This window comes from Rhodococcus sp. 077-4, from assembly GCF_047782425.1.
In the GTDB taxonomy this organism is placed as follows: Bacteria; Actinomycetota; Actinomycetes; order Mycobacteriales; family Mycobacteriaceae; genus Rhodococcoides.
The window spans coordinates 1,011,307-1,026,694 of record NZ_JAJPWC010000001.1; the positions used below are offsets into that span (position 1 = coordinate 1,011,307).

Here is a 15,388-nt window from a genome sequence, read left to right on the forward strand (position 1 = left end):
CGTCCGTACTGCAACCGGAAACCTGCGCGGTCGATCGAAAAGAGTGTGCACGTATCAGCCGCGTACGCTGCGTCAGCGGGCGCGCGGTGCGAGACAGGGGAATCGCGATGGGAGTCGACGCCGACTGGACGGTTTCTCCGTGCGTGAGGCTGGGGAAGCTCGAATTCGGTATGTCTTCGGCACAGGTGGACGCATTGTCCGACACATACGGCTCGGTGACCGGGCGGGGCAATGATCGAATGCCCGATGACATTCTGCGTGACACCCTGCAAACGTTCGGCCACGCACTGAGCGAAGAGGAACAGCAGGTCTTCCTCGCCGCGTTTGCAGACAGCGGCCCGTCCGTCGACAGCGTGACCGAGACTCGTGGCGATCCGGGTCTCGTTCTGCGTTACGAGGCCGACCGCCTCGTCGAGATCATGCCTGCCGCGAAGCAGCGCCCATTGTTCTTCGATGACAGGGACATATTCTCGCTGCGCGAGCTGGAGCCACTTGCGTTGCTGGAGCGGCTCAATGGGAGTCCCGGACGCTTCGCCGACACCGAAGCGGCATTCGACGACCTCGCCATCTCACTCGATGGTTTCTGCGTCACCGATGCTGCCGCCGGCGTGCGCATTCTGGACGAAGCCGACGAGCGTTTCCAGGGACGCACGGTGACCTTGCGGGCATGCCCTTACCTACCCGATGGCGAGATGGGCCGGTTCATCCTGCATTCGGTACTCGGCAGCTGACCCATACCCGAACGGGCGGTCGGATTGTTACCCTGACTTTCATGGTGCGTATCAGACGACTGCTGGCCGGGCTGGCCGCTTCGATGCTTCTTCTCGCCGGCGGGGGCACCGCGGGCGCTGCTCCGATCAACGTGCCGTGGTCACCGGACGATGCGCTCGACTCCGAGGTGAGCTTCGAATCCGGTGGCATCACCTTCCACGGCAGCCTTCGTACGCCGGTGGGCGAGACTCGCGGCGTCGCATTGGTACTGCCGGGCAGCGGGCCCATCGACCGCAACGGAAACTCCGACGATCTGCAGCTGAACACTCCCGCCTACGTCGCCGACGAGCTGTCGCGGCGGGGTATCGCGAGCCTGCGATTCGACAAGGTCGGTACCGGCCGAACAGGACTGGACGGTGTGGATCCGAACAACCCTCCCGGCTTCGACGCACAGGTGGCCAATGCCGCCGACGCCCTGGCTTTCCTGCAGCAACGCACGGGGTTCGGGCCCGATCGCACGACGGTGATCGGGCACAGCGAGGGCGCACTGACGGCACTGCGACTTGCCGATGCCGACAACGCGGCATTCACCCATATCGGCCTGCTGGAGCCGTTGGCCATCCGCTACCTCGATCTGCTGACTGCACAGGTGAATCGCAACATCGACCAGGCGGTCGCGGTAGGTCAGTTCACCGAGGAGCAGGCCGCATCGTCCCGATCCCGGTTCGCCCAGGCCGTCGCCGATATTCGCGGGGGACGGCCGCTGTCGACCGAGCCGGACCCGATCGTCGACGGTCTCGGACTGCGTGAGGGCGCCACCTTCCTGCGCGAAGCGGACGCCACCGATCCTGCGGATCTCGCTGCTGCGCTCCCGAACACCTACTCCTCGTTCTTGACGTGCTCGGACAAGGATCTCAACGTCTCCTGCGGCCAGGTCGACAACCTGCGAGTCGGCCTGGAGCACACCGACCTCGACTTCGCGCATTTCGCCAACAGCTCGCACATGCTCGGCGAACTCGGCCCGCTGCCTGCCGATCCGAACATCGCTCTGGCACCGCTGCCGCTCTCGTCCGAATTTCGCGATGCGTTCGGCGTGTGGGCGGACGGCCTCTGAGTCGTCGAATTCGCAGTTACGCCGAGATTTCCGGCGAATCTTTCGCGCAACTGCGAACTCGCGGTGAGGCCAGTGAGCCCAGATCGCTGGGCCGATAGCCGACGGGGTATCCGGGGTAGGTCTTGTTGGATGCGTCGGCGGTCGCCCGTGATTGCGTCCGCCTGGGTAGGAATTGCTCCACGCGGGCTCTGGCACGCAGAGCCCGCACGGCAGCCCGCTCGATGGTCTGCGAGCCCGTCGGGAAACCGAAAGCACTGGCCATCCGGTCGTCCAGTAACGCGAACACTCCCTGCTTCACGAGCGGGGTCAGCGCGGCCGGGTACCACGAGCAGTACAGCTCGAGGGTGTAGGTACCGATCCGTCGATTGTCCTCGGTGAATCGAAAGGTGCGCTCCTCGTAGTCGAGCTTGAACTGCGCGAGCTCGGTGTAGGAATCTGGAATGTTCTTGATGCCCATCCGTTTTCCCACTTCACAGTAGAAGTGAAACGTTGCCAGTCGTTCGTTGGGATGCAGGCGACGCCACCCGTAGGTGTCGATCCACTCGATCGGCTCGTAGATGAACGTCGTCAACACGTAGAGCATGTCGTCGTTCGAGATGTCGTACTGCCCGTGCATTCGATTGACCATCCGCAGCGATTCACGCCCCCGCTCGGAGTCGTACCCGTGCTCGAGCATCTCGGCCATCAGCAGCGAGGTGTCGTCGTAGCGCTTCTGCGGACGGTTCTCGAATTCACCGGTCCTGGCCAACAATGCCGAGATGGTCGGTACGCAGTAGGTACGGAACAGTGCGAATTCGAGTGCGCGCTGATAGTCCCACGGAAACTCGTAACCGGCTGTGATGCGGTGGATCGCATGGCAATCGCGCACCGGATCGAGTTCCTCGATGCGCCGCAACCAGCCGAAGCGCCCCCTCTTCGGCGTGATGTCCACGGTCAGCCCCGTCCGTGTCGAAGCTTCAGGGCCAGCACCGAGAGCTTCATGTTGCGCGCTTTTCGCTTCATCGTCAGTAGATTGACCGGAGCAGCAAAACTCTGCACGGTCAACGATTTGACGGTGCTGAACTCGCGGAGGCCATCGGCCCCGTGGATGCGGCCGAATCCCGAGTCGCCGGTGCCGCCGAACGGCAGCGCCGCGACTCCGGCAAAGCCGAGAACCGAATTGACCGTCACCACACCACAATCGAGCTTCTCCGCAGCGCGTCTACCCACGGCTCCGTCCTGGGTGAAGACGGACGCGCCGAGTCCGTACTTGGACGCATTGGCCCGTTCGATGCCCTCGTCCAGATCGCGCACCTTGTTGACGACGACCGTCGGGCCGAAGGTCTCTTCGGTGATCGCTGTCGAATCCTCGGGTACGCCGGTGAGAACCACCGGATCGATGTACGGGCCGTGCAATGAATCCAGGCCGCCGACAACAGCTTTGCCGCCCTTGGCCAGGGCGTCCTCGATCTGGCCCCGGACGATCTCGCTCTGTTTGGACAAGGTCATCGGACCGTACGACGAGGTCTTCGTTCCGCCGGGCTTCAATGCCTCGACCGCCGTAGTGAATTCGGTGACGAAGCGGTCGTACACCGGGGCGGCGACGTAGATGCGTTCGACGCCCGCGCAGGTCTGGCCGGCGTTGCCCATCGCTCCGAAGGTCGCGAACTCCACTGCGGCAGTGATGTCTGCGTCCGCGTCGACGAGCATCGCGTCCTTGCCACCGCACTCGGCGACCAGCGGTGTCAGCGACTTCGCGCAGGTGGCCATGACCTTCTTGGCCGTGGCGGTGGAGCCGGTGAACGCGATCTTGTCCACGCCCGATTCGACCAGGGCGGTGCCGGTGGAGCCGTCACCGGTGATCGTCTGGAACACCGGATGCGGAGCGGCCAGCGACGCCCACTTCTCGGCCAGCCAGACTCCGACACCGGGGGTGAGTTCGCTCGGCTTGAACACGACGGTGTTGCCTGCGGCGAGTGCGTAGGCGATGGAGCCCATCGGGGTGTACAGCGGGTAGTTCCAGGGGCCGATGACTCCGACGACGCCGAACGGGCGGTACCCGACGTAGGCCTTTTGATTGACGGCGAGCAGACCTGATCCGACCTTGCGTTGCCGCAGAGTCTTCTCCGCTTTTCGGGCCGCCCAGTCGAGGTGTTCGACGCCGAGCATCACCTCGAGCAGCGAGTCCTCGTCGGGCTTGCCGGTTTCGGCGGCGATGACGGCAGCGAGGCTCGCAGCGTCCCGTGCGATGGCCGACTTGAATTCCAGTAACCACCGCTTGCGGCCCTCGAAGCCCTGGGAGTCCCACCACCGGGCTGCCGACCTGGCTCGGGCGACGGCACCGGCGACCTCTGCGGGTTCTGCGATCGGATAGGTGGCCAACGCCAGACCCGTTCGCGGATCGAGACTTTCGAAGGTGTTCTCGGTCGTTCGATCGATCTGGTCCGTCATGGGCTCTATCCTCCAGCAGATCGCATCACATATATTTGATGTGATTCAATGTTGTCCAGGACACACTATGCGTCACGGTCGGTTGCGACAACCCCGCCGCCTCGACGTCAGGAGCACAACCATGAGCGTCGATCGCGTCGGGGAAGAGGCGTCGACGAAACGACGAATATCGCGCAGGCCTCAACTGTCCGAGGACGTCGCCGGCAGCATCCGGCAGCAGATCGTCACGGGGGCATTGCGACCCGGCACATTCGTGCGGATCGACGAGACGGCGGCGGAGCTGGGAGTGAGCGCAACCCCGGTTCGCGAAGCGCTCGTCTCGCTGCGAGGCGAAGGGCTCGTCGAACAAGTGCCCCGTCGCGGCTACCGCGTCGGCGAGCTCTCGGAGCAGGACGTCGACGACATCTTCTGGCTGCAGGGCACCATTGCGGGCACGCTCGCAGGCCGTGCTGCCCACAACATCACCCCCGAGCATCTGGAACGGTTGACCGCATTCAACGAGGGCTTACGCGAGGCTGTGTCCCGCAACGACACCGAATCGGTGGAGTGCTACGAGTTCGAGTTTCATCGATTCGTCAACAAGGTCGCAGGCGGAACGACACTGGCCTGGTTCCTCCTCGGCGCGGTCAGATACACACCGCGGGTGTACGCGAGCGACAAACGCTGGGGTGACGATGCGGTATGCAGCCACGAGCAGCTGCTCGAGGCCTTTGCCCGACGCGATGCCGTGGCCGCCGAGGACGTGATGCGACGGCAGTTCCGGAAGTGGGACGTGAGCTGAATCCGACCCACTTCCGAAAAGCCCGTCAGCTCAGGTGATGCGGCTGCGGATGCTTCTTGTGTCCCTCGTCCGAACGCATCTCGTCCTGGTGTCCGCCCTTGTCGGCAGTGGCCGACGTACCGGCGGGAACGAGCTTGATCACAACGGATTTCGAGGTCGGGCAATTGCTGTCGGTTGCCGTCGAATCGAGCGGAACCAGAGGATTGGTCTCCGGGTAGTACGCCGCCGCGCATCCGCGAGGGGTGTCGTACTCGACGATGCGGAAGTGCGAAGCGCTCCGGTCGACATCGTCGTCGTCCCACTTCGTCACCAGATCGACGAAGTCGCCGTCACGGTAGCCGAGCGCGGCGATGTCCTCGCGGTGGACGAACACGACGCGTCGGCCACCTTCGATGCCGCGGTATCGATCGCTCATGCCGTAGATGGTGGTGTTGAACTGATCGTGACTGCGCAGCGTCTGCAGCAGCAGATGGCCGTCGGGCACGTGCAGAACGTCGATGGGTGAGGCGCTGAATTGCGCTTTGCCCGAGGGGGTTTCGAATGTTCGTGAATCCCGAGGCGGATGCGGAAGAACGAACCCGCCGGGCCGACGTACGTTGACCTCGTACCCAGCGCACCCGCTGACCACGCGAGCGATGTGGGTACGAATGTTGCTGTAGTTCTCGCGCATGTCCTTCCAGTCGATGCCGTGGCGATCGCCCAGGGTCGCCTCGGCGATGCCCGTCAGAATCGAGATTTCCGACCGCAGGTGTTCGCTGGCGGGCTTCAACGGCCCTTTCGAGGAGTGCACCGAACAGGTCGAGTCCTCCACCGAAATCCACTGCGGCCCCGACTTCTGCACGTCCTTCTCGGTGCGCCCCAGCGTCGGCAGGATCAACGCCGTCTCTCCGGTTATCAGGTGGGAGCGGTTGACCTTGGTGGAGATGTGCACGGTCATGCGCAGTTTCCGCATGGCCTCGAACGTCACTTCGGAATCGGGTGTCGCCTGCACGAAGTTACCGCCGAGGCCGAGGAAGAACTGCGCTTTTCCGTCTCGCATCGCTCGGATCGAATCGATGGTGTCGAGGCCGTGCTTGCGGGGCGGATCGAATCCGAACTCGCTCGCGATGGCGTCGAGGAAATGCTCCGGAACTCGCTCCCAGATTCCCATCGTGCGGTCGCCCTGCACGTTGGAGTGTCCACGAACGGGTAACAACCCGGCACCGGGCTTGCCGATGTTCCCTTGCGCTAGAGCGAGGTTGGTGACTTCCTTGATGGTGGCGACGGCGTTGCGGTGCTGCGTGAGGCCCATTGCCCAGCAGAACACCGTGGCCTTGGAGTCGCGCAGCATCTTCGCAGCCTCGGTGATCTGCTCGACGGTCAGGCCCGTTGCGCCGGTGACCACGTCCCAGTCCACCGATGCGACGTGCTCGCGCCATTCGTCGAACCCGGCGGTGTACGTCTGGACGAACTCGTGATCGATGCTGTCCCATTCGAGCAACAACGACCCGATGGCCTGGAACAGTGCGAGGTCACCGTTGATCTTGATCGGAAGATGGTAATCCGAGAGATCGGTGCCGGGACCCACCATGCCGCGCGGGGTCTGGGGATTCTTGAAGTTGAGCAATCCCGCTTCACGGAGCGGGTTGATCGAGATGATCTTGGCCCCGTTCTGCTTGGCCTTCTCCAACGCCGAGAGCATCCGGGGGTGGTTGGTGCCGGGGTTCTGACCGGCCAGAACGATGAGTTCGGCACCGTAGACGTCGTCGAGGGTGACACTGGCCTTGCCGATGCCGATGGTCTCCTGCAGGGCGAACGACGTCGACTCGTGACACATATTGGAACAGTCGGGCAAATTGTTGGTCCCGAAGGCGCGCGCGAACAGTTGGTAGACGAACGCGGACTCGTTCGAGGCACGGCCCGAGGTGTAGAAGAGGGCCTCGTCCGGAGTGGCGAGGGAATTCAACTGGTCGCCGATCAAGCGGAATGCGTCGTCCCACTCGATCGGTTCGTAGTGGGTACCGCCGGGGCGCTTGACCATCGGGTGGGTGATCCGGCCCTGCTGGCCGAGCCAGTGCTCGGTGTGCGCGTCCAGTTCGGCAATGCTGTGCTGCGCGAAGAACTCCGGCGTCGCCCGGGTTGTCGTTGCTTCTTCGGCAACGGCCTTGGCTCCGTTCTCGCAGAACTCCGCGGCGTGCCGATGGCCCGGATCGGGGTCGGGCCAGGCGCAACTCATGCAGTCGAAGCCCTCGGCCTGGTTCAGCTTCAGGAGCGTCTGAGCGGTGCGTACCGGGCCCATGTGCCCGAGTGCTCGCTTCATCGACACTGCAACGGCGACGGGGCCTGCCGCGTGGGTCTTGGGCTTCTCGATATCGAGATCGGCCTCGTCGACGTCGCTGTCGGTGCGTCTCATGCGGGTCCCTTCGTTGCGTTACCCCCGCACTCGACCATAGCCTTCGGCTCAGCCGGCGAGGAGCTCGGTCACCAGATCCACGTACTGCTGCTTCGCCGAATCCTGGCTCGTGCCTTCGAGCTTCGCCCAGGCATCGAACTTCGCGCGGTTCACCATGTCCAGCCGTCCGGGCCGCTTACCCGAGACGTCGCCGATCGAACCCTGCTTGTAGAGCGAGTACAGGCTCAGCAGGTCGTCGTTGCTCGGCTTGGTCGTGAGCTTCTTGACGTCAACCTGGGCATCGGCGAACGACTGGTCGAGATCGGACATGAAAGAACTCCTTCTGGTCGAGGTGGTGTCATCCTTGCACGGCGGCATCGGAAATCAGCCGAATGCAATGCGCGACGAGCACTTCGCGGGTGACGGTGATCGTGCCGTCGAGGTAGCCGATGAACAGGGCGGTCAGAGCGCCGACGGTTCCCACGGCGATCAGTTGTCGGTCCTCGGTGTCCGGAAGTTGTGCATGCACCAACTCGACGAAACCGGGCAGCAGGTCGAGTCCGCGGCGGCTCAGCGCCGGTTCTGAGAGCGGTGCGATGAGCAGCACCCGTCCGGTACGCGGTTCGTCGATGATGAGTTCGACGAATGAGCGGACCGGCGCGGCGATGGTGTCCTCGACAGTGGCGGCCTGTGCGACGGCGTCGAGCAAAGCGTCCCGTGCCCTGCCGCCCACCCACTCGTACACCGCGCGGACGAACGTGTCGCGGTCGGTGAAGCTCTCGTAGAAATATCGCTCGGTCAGTCCGGCGGTGCGGCAGACGGCCCGTACGTTGACGGCCGGTCCGTCCGGGGAGCCGAGGAGCTCGACCCCGGCGGCGAGCAACGCGTCGTACCGCTTGGTTCGGCGTTCCTCCAGCTGTTGACTACGCATGTTGTCAACTCTAGTCTGACAACATGCGTAGTCAGTCCGATCGACCCGTCCCGCTCGGTCCCGAATCGCTCACGTGGAAGTACTTCGGCGACTGGCGGGGAATGCTGCAGGGCGTCTGGGCCGGGTCGATGCAGAACATGCACCCCGGGCTCGGTGCCGGAGTGGAGCAACATTCGACGTTCTTCGACGAGCGCTGGCAGCGCCTGTATCGGTCCTTGTACCCCATCGGCGGGGTCGTGTTCGACGGCGATCGCGCCGAGAAGACCGCCCTGCAGGTGCGGGGCTACCACACGAACATCAAGGGAATCGACGCCAAGGGACGCAAGTACCACGCGCTCGATCCCGACACGTTCTACTGGGCCCACGCGACCTTCTTCATGGGTACGGTGCTCACCGCCGATCACTTCATGGGTGGACTGACCGAAGAGCAGAAAGTGCAGATGTTCGACGAGCACGTGCAGTGGTACCGCCTGTACGGCATGAACATGCGGTCGGTGCCCGCGACGTGGCCCGAGTTCCAGACGTACTGGAATCACATGTGCTCGGACGTGTTGGAAGACAACATGGCCGCGCGCGGAGTGCTGGACCTGTCGAAGCTGGGACCACCGCCGTACGCATCCTGGCTCCCGGAGCCGGTGTGGGCCGTGCTTCGGCGTCCGGTGGCGAGGATGTTCGTCTGGATCACCGTCGGGCTCTACGACCAGCCCGTGCGTGAGCTGCTCGGCTACAGCTGGTCGGCGCAGGACGAGAAGCGTCTCGCGCTGTTCGGTAAGGCAGTGAACCTGGCGTTCATGCTGGTGCCACCGCGGCGGCGACTGCATCCGCGAGGCCGCGCCGGATGGGACCGCGTCAAGGGCCGGATTCCGAGAACATCACCGTTGCTGCACACACCCGCCCGCAATCTTCCGCCCGCGGAACGTCGTGCGCACCCCTCGCACTACAGCCCGAAGGTGTAGTTCGGCGCGCTCGGGGTACCTCGCGGGGTATGCACAACGTCAGAACCGGAACCGGTACCCCGCTCGTCCTCGTCCACGGGCTCGGGTCCTCGCACGGCAACTGGGATCCGATCGTCCCGGCCCTCGCCGCTCACCGGCAGGTCATCGCCCTCGACCTACCAGGATTCGGGCAGACACCGCCGCTACCCGAGGTGTCCATCGCTTCCCTGACCGACGCGCTGCGAGCGTTCCTCGACAGAGAAGGACTCGCCGACGCCGATCTGGTCGGTAGCTCCATGGGTGCGCGCATGGTCGTCGAACTCGGTCGGCGTGGACACCGCGGCTCGATGGTGGCGCTCGATCCGGGTGGCTTCTGGAACGACCGTCAGGTCAAGATCTTCGGCGCCACGATCACGGCATCGCTGGCGCTGATGAAGCGGGTGCAGCCGCTGGTTCCGTTCCTGGCCGGCAACCCGGTCACCAGAACCGCTGCGCTGGCTCAGTTCTCGGCCGCGCCGTGGAAACTGCCGAGCGGATTGGTCGAACGGGAGCTGAAGGGCTTTTCGTCCAAGACTTCGCCGTCACTGGACGCCGCCCGCAAGGCTCTGATCCGCGGACCGAAGCAGCTCGGTGCACCGAAAGGGTCGTTGCAGGGATCGCTGCTCATCGGCTGGGGTCGCCAGGACAAGGTCACGACGCCCAGCCAGGCAGGCGTGGCGCTGGAGCGATTCCCCGACGCCACCCTGCATTGGTTCGACAAGTGCGGTCACTTCCCGCACTGGGATCAGCCGACCGAGACGGCCCGGGTCATCCTGCGTGCGACGGGTGGATGAACCCAAGTGCGCTCACAACCGTCAGCCGTTCCACCAGGGCCGCAGAGGCACGTCCGCCTGCCCCTTCGGTCCGAGTTTGACGGCCAGCACCTGGTGCAGCTGAACCACATTGCGCTCGAATCCCAGACGTGAGCCGGCCATGTAGAGGCCCCAGACGCGGGCTGTGCCCTCGCCGGCCTCGGCGACGCAGGCATCCCAGTTGTCCACGAGGTTCTGGCACCACCCGGCGAGGGTGAGTGCGTAGTGCTCGCGCAGGTTCTCCTCGTGCCGAACCTCGAGTCCGACGTCCTGGATTTCGGTGATGATCCGCCCCGAGCCGGTGAGCTCGCCGTCGGGAAAGACGTATCGGTCGATGAAGCTGCCGGCTTTGGCGTGCGCGCGATTGTCCGGCCGGGTGATCGAGTGGTTGAGCAGTCGGCCGCCGTCGCGCAGCTTGGACTGGATGAACGTGAAGTACGACGGGTAGTTGTGCACACCGATGTGCTCGGTCAACCCGATGGAGGAGATGGCATCGAAGTTGGTCTCGGCCACGTCGCGGTAATCGGAGAACCGCACCTCGGCGAACTCGGACAGACCCTCCTCGGCGATGGCCTTCTGCGCCCACGACGCCTGCTCCTGCGACAGCGTCACACCGATGACGTGCACTCCGCGGCGAGCGGCATAGCGAACCATCGAGCCCCAACCGCAGCCGATGTCGAGTAGCCGATCGCCCGGTTGCAGGCCGAGCTTGTCGAACACCAGGCGATACTTGTTCTCCTGTGCAGCTTCCAGAGACTGATCGACGCTCTCGAACGCCGCACACGTGTACGTCATCGAGGGTCCGAGCACCTTCTCGTAGAACGCGTTCGAGACATCGTAGTGGTGGTGGATCGCTTCGGCGTCCCGAGTCTTGGAGTGGCGCAACCCTTCTGCGATACGACGCCACCGCGGAATTGCCTCCTGGGGTGGGGGAGCGATGGGCCGCAACACATCCCAGCCGAGCGAACGGGCGATCGATGTCAGTGTCATTGCCGAGGGGCGTCGAAAGTGGAGCTCGTCGCCCATCAGCGCAAGCAGCTCGTACGGGTCGCCGGGATGGACGCCGGTTGCTTCGAGATCTCCCGAGACGTATGCCCGCGCCATGCCGAGATCGCCGGGAGCGGTTGCGAGATAGGTGGTTCCGCGTGGGCTCTTGAGGTTGAGTCCGATCTTCGCGTCCTCGGGTCCTGCGGTGCTGCCGTCGTACGCGGTGAAACGCAACGGGATGTTGCCGTCGGAGATCAGTTCCAGGATCTCGGAGATCTTGAGCTTCTGGGCACCGTTCGCCGTCCGATTGCCGGAGTCCTTGAACGTCGTCATTTGCGTTGCACCGCCTTCGAGTACAAATCCAACAATCGGGATTCGGGATCGTATTTATTCTTCAGCTCGATGTATCTTTCGCCGCCGTACAGCACAGCGAATTCATCCTCGGTGTAGTAAGCGTCCGAGTACAGCGATTTATGCCCGTCGAACTCGGTCACCTTCTTCTCGATGGCGCGGTTCGCCGCGCCCTCGGGTTCGCCGGCCACGATGGGGACCGAGGACCAGAAACCGATGTTGACGTAGGTGCGCTTCGGCTCGAGCGGGTAGAGCGGCCACGGCCGTGCCGGGTTCGCTCCTGGTGCCGCCGGCTCACGAAGACGCAACGGGCACAACCACAACGGCTCGATGGGAACGTTGTCGAGGAACCACGCCACGAAGCCGGCGGTGTGTTCGATCGGAACCTCGACATCCTGCACGACGCGCTCGCGAGGCGGGTTTCCCTTGCGCTTCTCGAGGCGATCGCCGATGTCGTACTTGCGATCGAGGCCGATCAACTTCCAGTAGAAACTACTGCGCCGGTACTTGCGCGGCCAGAAGCGTCGAATTTTCGGGTTCTGTGTTCCGAACGCGCGGGAGCACCAGAACCAGTCGGTGTCCCAGCGCCACAGGTAATCGTGGATGGTGAGGCGGTCGGTCTTCGGTGTGTCCGATGCGTGTTGGATCGAGCGGTAGAAGATGTCGGCACCGGTGTAATCGCTGACCGGGCCGGGCTCATCCGTTTGGACGCCGAGCGTGAGGTAGCTTTCGTCGGCACTGAACACCACACCGTCGAGGTACTGGACCTCGATTCCGTCGTACTCACGGCGGTTGACGATGGCGTCCATCGTGGACTGAAGCGTCTCGAGATCGTGAAAACGCAGGTGGCGCAACGCGACATAGGGCAGAACGGGTTCGAGCTGAATCTTCAGCCGAGTGGAGTACCCGAGGGTGCCGTACGAGTTGGGAAAGCCCCAGTAGAGATCAGCGTGTTCGCCCTCCGGCGTCGCGGTGACGATTTCACCGTTGCCGGTGAGCACGTCGATCTCGAGTACCGATTCGTGTGGGAGACCGCTGCGAAACGACGTCGACTCGATGCCGAGTCCGGTGACCGCACCGCCGAGAGTGATCGTCTTGAGCTGCGGGACGACGAGGGGAGCGAGACCGTAGGGAAGCGTCGCGTCCACCAGGTCCTCGTACGTGCACATCCCGGCGACATCGGCGGTGCGTGTGGTCGGGTCGACAGTGATGACCTTGCTCAGGCCCGATACGTCGAGCCCCGGTGCGGTCGAGGTCGACCGTGCTCTGAACAGATTGGACGTCTTCTTCGCCAGACGCACCGTCGCATCGGCAGGGATCGCTCGATAGCTGCGAAGCAACTGCTCGACACCCGACCGATGCGCTGCGTAACCGCTCTCTCTCGGTTCTGGCCGTCGTCCGAGAAGAGCATTCACTGAAGCCACGTACAGACGCTATATCTCGTACCGCCTGGTATCCACCGGCGATGGCGTCCGAGCGGTGAAACTTGACGCAACTGTTGCCGAATCCACGTGATGGATTCGGGTGAATCGGACAAATGGTTGCAGCATGCATGCGTTTTGCTCGGCGCGACATTCGATCCGTGAAGCACATCACACTTCGATCGGCGCAATGCCGGACGGGGCCGCGTGGCGAGGCAGGATGGATCCACATCCCGTTCACAATCGAAGGAGAACGTTTCTGTGGCCCAGGTCAGTGCATCCAGTTCCGCCACCATTGCTGCCACACCGGATCGGGTGCTCGCCGCGCTCGCCGACTACGAGACCGTGCGCCCGCGCATCCTGCCCGAGCAGTACCGCGACTACGAGGTCGTTCAGGGCGGGCAGGGTGACGGAACAGTGGCGAAGTGGACCCTGCAGGCCACCGAGAAGCGCGTGCGCAACGTCGCCGCGACCGTCGCAGTCGCCGGAACCACCATCACCGAACGCGACGCCAACTCCTCCATGGTCACCACCTGGTCCGTCACTCCGGATGGCGCCGGCACCACGGTCACCACCACGACCGAGTGGAAAGGCGCGGGCGGAATCGGCGGATTCTTCGAGAAGACCTTCGCTCCGCTCGGCCTGAAGAAGATCCAGGCCGCGACGCTGGAGAATTTGCGTCGCGAATTGATCTAGACCTGCTCGAAGTCGGGGGCCTCGATGAGCGTCAGAGTTCCGACGACGACGGTGCGCATCGACCACAGGAACATCCCGTCGGGGCCGCGGTCGACGTTGTCGTAGGCCCCCGGCAGGGTGTCGAGGTCGGTACGTGCCGCGATCACCTCGTCGTACTCACGATCGCGTCGGGCACTGTTGTAGACCATCTCGGCCAGCGCGAGTGCATGTTCGCAGACGGTGATGACGGCCCATGTCGCCTGCTTGGGAGTGAGGTCGTAGCGAACCCGGTAGCGGGTCTGCACGGTGTCGGCCATGCGAATGGCATCGATCGAGCTGGGGGTCAGCCCGATCAGGTACTCCGCGATGCCCGGGTTGCTGTGGACCAGTTCGCGCAGCGCGGCGGCGAGCGTCAACAACGCGTCGTGCATGGATTCGTCGTCACCGGGAAGCGGAGCCGACCACCTGCGCAGGATCTCCTCGGCCACCAGTGCCTTGAGCGAACAGAGGTCGTCGATGTTGTTGTAGATCGCCACGATCGACACGCCCAGGCTCTCGGCCACCGACTTCACCGAGACCTTCGGCAGAGTCAGCTCGATCCCCGCCTCGGCCATGGTCTCCGGCGTTACCCGACGCCTACGAGGGGAGTGGTGTCCCTCGTGGTTCGTCGTTACATCCATCTGCAGAACGATACGCATCTCAGTGTTGACGGATCGTCAGCGAGGTGGCGCGGCGGCACGTCTGCGATGCCGGTGCGGCTACGCTGGGGTTCGCTTCGACCCACGCGAGAGGACGGCACAGTGCAACCCGGTGAGCAGCCCGATATGGCATCGATCCTGCAGCAGGCCCAACAGATGCAGCAGCAGCTGATGGCCGCGCAGGCCGAGATCGCGGAAACCGAAGTGACCGGTCAGGCGGGCGGCGGACTCGTCGTCGCCACCGTCAAGGGAACCGGTGAAGTGGTCGGACTGACCATCGACCCCAAGGTCGTCGACCCGGATGACGTCGAAACGTTGCAGGACCTGGTGATCGGTGCCATCGCCGACGCGTCCAAAGCGGCGCAGAACGTTGCGAGCGAGAAGCTCGGTCCCCTCGCGGGCGGTCTCGGTGGCGGCTCGCTCGGTCTTCCCGGCTTCTAGGCGAGAAGAGTGTACGAAGGTCCGGTACAGGATCTGATCGACGAACTCGGGAAGTTTCCCGGGGTCGGTCCGAAAAGCGCCCAGCGCATAGCCTTTCACCTCCTCGGCGTCGAGCCTCCCGAGGTGGACAGGCTCATGCGCGCACTGCAGCGCATCCGCGACGGCGTGCAGTTCTGCATCGTCTGCGGCACGGTCTCGGACAAGGAACTGTGCCGGATCTGCGCGGACTCGCGACGTGACAGATCCATGATCTGCGTCGTCGAAGAGCCCAAAGATGTTCAGGCAGTAGAGCGCACGCGAGAATTCAAAGGCCGCTACCACGTGCTCGGTGGGGCGCTCGATCCGTTGAACGGAGTGGGTCCTGATCAACTGCGCATCCGAGAATTGTTGACTCGCGTGGGAACTCAGGACGACGGCGTCGACGTCACCGAAGTCATCATCGCCACCGACCCCAACACCGAGGGCGAAGCAACAGCGACGTACCTGGTGCGAATGATGCGCGACTTCCCCGGCCTGGCAATCACCCGTCTCGCCTCGGGCCTGCCGATGGGCGGAGATCTCGAATTCGCGGACGAACTCACGCTGGGGCGGGCTCTGACCGGGCGGCGTCGTATGTGAGTGCCTGCGGCAGTGGTGTGGTTAAGTGCCCTGGGCGGCACCTTTTCGCACCACTGGCGAAGCCACTGTCGGA

At 64.0% G+C, this 15,388-nt stretch carries 16 protein-coding genes; 8 read left to right on the forward strand and 8 right to left on the reverse strand.

The genetic code is table 11. From position 1 onward, the window contains the following. Positions 1 to 170: 170 nt before the first annotated feature. Together ACNEOT_RS04880 and ACNEOT_RS04885 are read left to right on the forward strand one after the other, a co-directional pair. A complete protein-coding gene (locus ACNEOT_RS04880) occupies positions 171 to 731 on the forward strand; it encodes a hypothetical protein (RefSeq protein ID WP_415972589.1) in 561 nt (186 codons plus the stop codon). A 41-nt stretch (positions 732 to 772) separates the two neighbouring features. Further along, on the forward strand, positions 773 to 1,825 hold the full coding sequence (locus ACNEOT_RS04885) for an alpha/beta hydrolase (protein WP_415972590.1): 1,053 nt from the start codon (positions 773 to 775) through the stop codon (positions 1,823 to 1,825). A 16-nt stretch (positions 1,826 to 1,841) separates the two neighbouring features. Here ACNEOT_RS04885 and ACNEOT_RS04890 read toward each other — a convergent pair whose 3' ends face one another. Both ACNEOT_RS04890 and ACNEOT_RS04895 read right to left on the reverse strand, forming a co-directional pair. Then, complete coding sequence (locus tag ACNEOT_RS04890) at positions 1,842 to 2,756, reverse strand: oxygenase MpaB family protein (protein WP_415972592.1); 915 nt, start codon at positions 2,754 to 2,756, stop codon at positions 1,842 to 1,844. 2 nt (positions 2,757 to 2,758) lie between these two features. Next, a complete protein-coding gene (locus ACNEOT_RS04895; protein WP_415972593.1) occupies positions 2,759 to 4,255 on the reverse strand; it encodes an aldehyde dehydrogenase family protein in 1,497 nt (498 codons plus the stop codon). Between the two features lie 121 nt (positions 4,256 to 4,376). Between ACNEOT_RS04895 and ACNEOT_RS04900 the strand changes: the two genes are divergently transcribed. Then, on the forward strand, positions 4,377 to 5,036 hold the full coding sequence (locus ACNEOT_RS04900) for a GntR family transcriptional regulator (RefSeq protein ID WP_415972595.1): 660 nt from the start codon (positions 4,377 to 4,379) through the stop codon (positions 5,034 to 5,036). A 25-nt stretch (positions 5,037 to 5,061) separates the two neighbouring features. On the opposite strand, the gene ACNEOT_RS04905 is transcribed toward ACNEOT_RS04900, so the two are convergent. From ACNEOT_RS04905 to ACNEOT_RS04915, 3 genes are read right to left on the reverse strand one after another with little or no spacing between them, the layout of a single operon-like run. Continuing rightward, positions 5,062 to 7,428: an FdhF/YdeP family oxidoreductase gene (locus ACNEOT_RS04905; protein WP_415972596.1), complete on the reverse strand. Its 2,367-nt coding sequence runs from the start codon at positions 7,426 to 7,428 to the stop codon at positions 5,062 to 5,064. Positions 7,429 to 7,476: 48 nt separating this feature from the next. Next, on the reverse strand, positions 7,477 to 7,737 hold the full coding sequence (locus tag ACNEOT_RS04910) for an acyl-CoA-binding protein (RefSeq protein WP_415972597.1): 261 nt from the start codon (positions 7,735 to 7,737) through the stop codon (positions 7,477 to 7,479). A 28-nt stretch (positions 7,738 to 7,765) separates the two neighbouring features. Further along, on the reverse strand, positions 7,766 to 8,338 hold the full coding sequence (locus ACNEOT_RS04915; RefSeq protein ID WP_415972599.1) for a TetR/AcrR family transcriptional regulator: 573 nt from the start codon (positions 8,336 to 8,338) through the stop codon (positions 7,766 to 7,768). A gap of 23 nt (positions 8,339 to 8,361) precedes the next feature. Here ACNEOT_RS04915 and ACNEOT_RS04920 point away from each other — a divergent pair, with 23 nt between their 5' ends. Then, on the forward strand, positions 8,362 to 9,294 hold the full coding sequence (locus ACNEOT_RS04920) for an oxygenase MpaB family protein (RefSeq protein ID WP_415972601.1): 933 nt from the start codon (positions 8,362 to 8,364) through the stop codon (positions 9,292 to 9,294). Between the two features lie 29 nt (positions 9,295 to 9,323). Then, on the forward strand, positions 9,324 to 10,106 hold the full coding sequence (locus ACNEOT_RS04925) for an alpha/beta fold hydrolase (RefSeq protein ID WP_415972603.1): 783 nt from the start codon (positions 9,324 to 9,326) through the stop codon (positions 10,104 to 10,106). 21 nt (positions 10,107 to 10,127) lie between these two features. On the opposite strand, the gene ACNEOT_RS04930 is transcribed toward ACNEOT_RS04925, so the two are convergent. Together ACNEOT_RS04930 and ACNEOT_RS04935 are read right to left on the reverse strand one after the other, a co-directional pair. Beyond that, positions 10,128 to 11,444, reverse strand: coding sequence for a class I SAM-dependent methyltransferase (locus ACNEOT_RS04930; protein ID WP_415972604.1), 1,317 nt, complete (start codon positions 11,442 to 11,444; stop codon positions 10,128 to 10,130). After that, positions 11,441 to 12,886 carry an FAD-binding oxidoreductase gene (locus tag ACNEOT_RS04935; RefSeq protein ID WP_415972606.1) on the reverse strand — a complete coding sequence of 482 codons (1,446 nt, stop codon included), beginning with the start codon at positions 12,884 to 12,886 and terminating at the stop codon, positions 11,441 to 11,443. The genes ACNEOT_RS04930 and ACNEOT_RS04935 overlap by 4 nt, the downstream gene beginning before the upstream one ends. A 258-nt stretch (positions 12,887 to 13,144) precedes the next feature. Between ACNEOT_RS04935 and ACNEOT_RS04940 the strand changes: the two genes are divergently transcribed. After that, positions 13,145 to 13,579: an SRPBCC family protein gene (locus ACNEOT_RS04940; RefSeq protein ID WP_415972608.1), complete on the forward strand. Its 435-nt coding sequence runs from the start codon at positions 13,145 to 13,147 to the stop codon at positions 13,577 to 13,579. Here ACNEOT_RS04940 and ACNEOT_RS04945 read toward each other — a convergent pair. Beyond that, a complete protein-coding gene (locus ACNEOT_RS04945) occupies positions 13,576 to 14,238 on the reverse strand; it encodes a hypothetical protein (RefSeq protein ID WP_415972609.1) in 663 nt (220 codons plus the stop codon). The genes ACNEOT_RS04940 and ACNEOT_RS04945 overlap by 4 nt on opposite strands. A gap of 120 nt (positions 14,239 to 14,358) precedes the next feature. Here ACNEOT_RS04945 and ACNEOT_RS04950 point away from each other — a divergent pair, with 120 nt between their 5' ends. Both ACNEOT_RS04950 and recR read left to right on the forward strand, forming a co-directional pair. Further along, on the forward strand, positions 14,359 to 14,697 hold the full coding sequence (locus tag ACNEOT_RS04950) for a YbaB/EbfC family nucleoid-associated protein (protein WP_032395293.1): 339 nt from the start codon (positions 14,359 to 14,361) through the stop codon (positions 14,695 to 14,697). 9 nt (positions 14,698 to 14,706) lie between these two features. Further along, positions 14,707 to 15,315 carry a recombination mediator RecR gene (gene recR / locus ACNEOT_RS04955; RefSeq protein ID WP_032379989.1) on the forward strand — a complete coding sequence of 203 codons (609 nt, stop codon included), beginning with the start codon at positions 14,707 to 14,709 and terminating at the stop codon, positions 15,313 to 15,315. The last annotated feature ends 73 nt before the right edge of the window (positions 15,316 to 15,388 follow it).

What these genes read in the sequence shown, in the direction of transcription:
- ACNEOT_RS04910 (WP_415972597.1), bottom strand. Translation starts at nt 7,737, where the DNA reads ATGTCCGATCTCGACCAGTCGTTCGCCGATGCCCAGGTTGACGTCAAG.
- ACNEOT_RS04895 (WP_415972593.1), bottom strand. Translation starts at nt 4,255, where the DNA reads ATGACGGACCAGATCGATCGAACGACCGAGAACACCTTCGAAAGTCTC.
- ACNEOT_RS04930 (WP_415972604.1), bottom strand. Translation starts at nt 11,444, where the DNA reads ATGACGACGTTCAAGGACTCCGGCAATCGGACGGCGAACGGTGCCCAG.
- ACNEOT_RS04905 (WP_415972596.1), bottom strand. Translation starts at nt 7,428, where the DNA reads ATGAGACGCACCGACAGCGACGTCGACGAGGCCGATCTCGATATCGAG.
- ACNEOT_RS04900 (WP_415972595.1), top strand. Translation starts at nt 4,377, where the DNA reads ATGAGCGTCGATCGCGTCGGGGAAGAGGCGTCGACGAAACGACGAATA.
- ACNEOT_RS04880 (WP_415972589.1), top strand. Translation starts at nt 171, where the DNA reads ATGTCTTCGGCACAGGTGGACGCATTGTCCGACACATACGGCTCGGTG.
- ACNEOT_RS04920 (WP_415972601.1), top strand. Translation starts at nt 8,362, where the DNA reads ATGCGTAGTCAGTCCGATCGACCCGTCCCGCTCGGTCCCGAATCGCTC.
- ACNEOT_RS04885 (WP_415972590.1), top strand. Translation starts at nt 773, where the DNA reads ATGGTGCGTATCAGACGACTGCTGGCCGGGCTGGCCGCTTCGATGCTT.
- ACNEOT_RS04915 (WP_415972599.1), bottom strand. Translation starts at nt 8,338, where the DNA reads ATGCGTAGTCAACAGCTGGAGGAACGCCGAACCAAGCGGTACGACGCG.
- ACNEOT_RS04945 (WP_415972609.1), bottom strand. Translation starts at nt 14,238, where the DNA reads ATGGATGTAACGACGAACCACGAGGGACACCACTCCCCTCGTAGGCGT.
- ACNEOT_RS04925 (WP_415972603.1), top strand. Translation starts at nt 9,324, where the DNA reads ATGCACAACGTCAGAACCGGAACCGGTACCCCGCTCGTCCTCGTCCAC.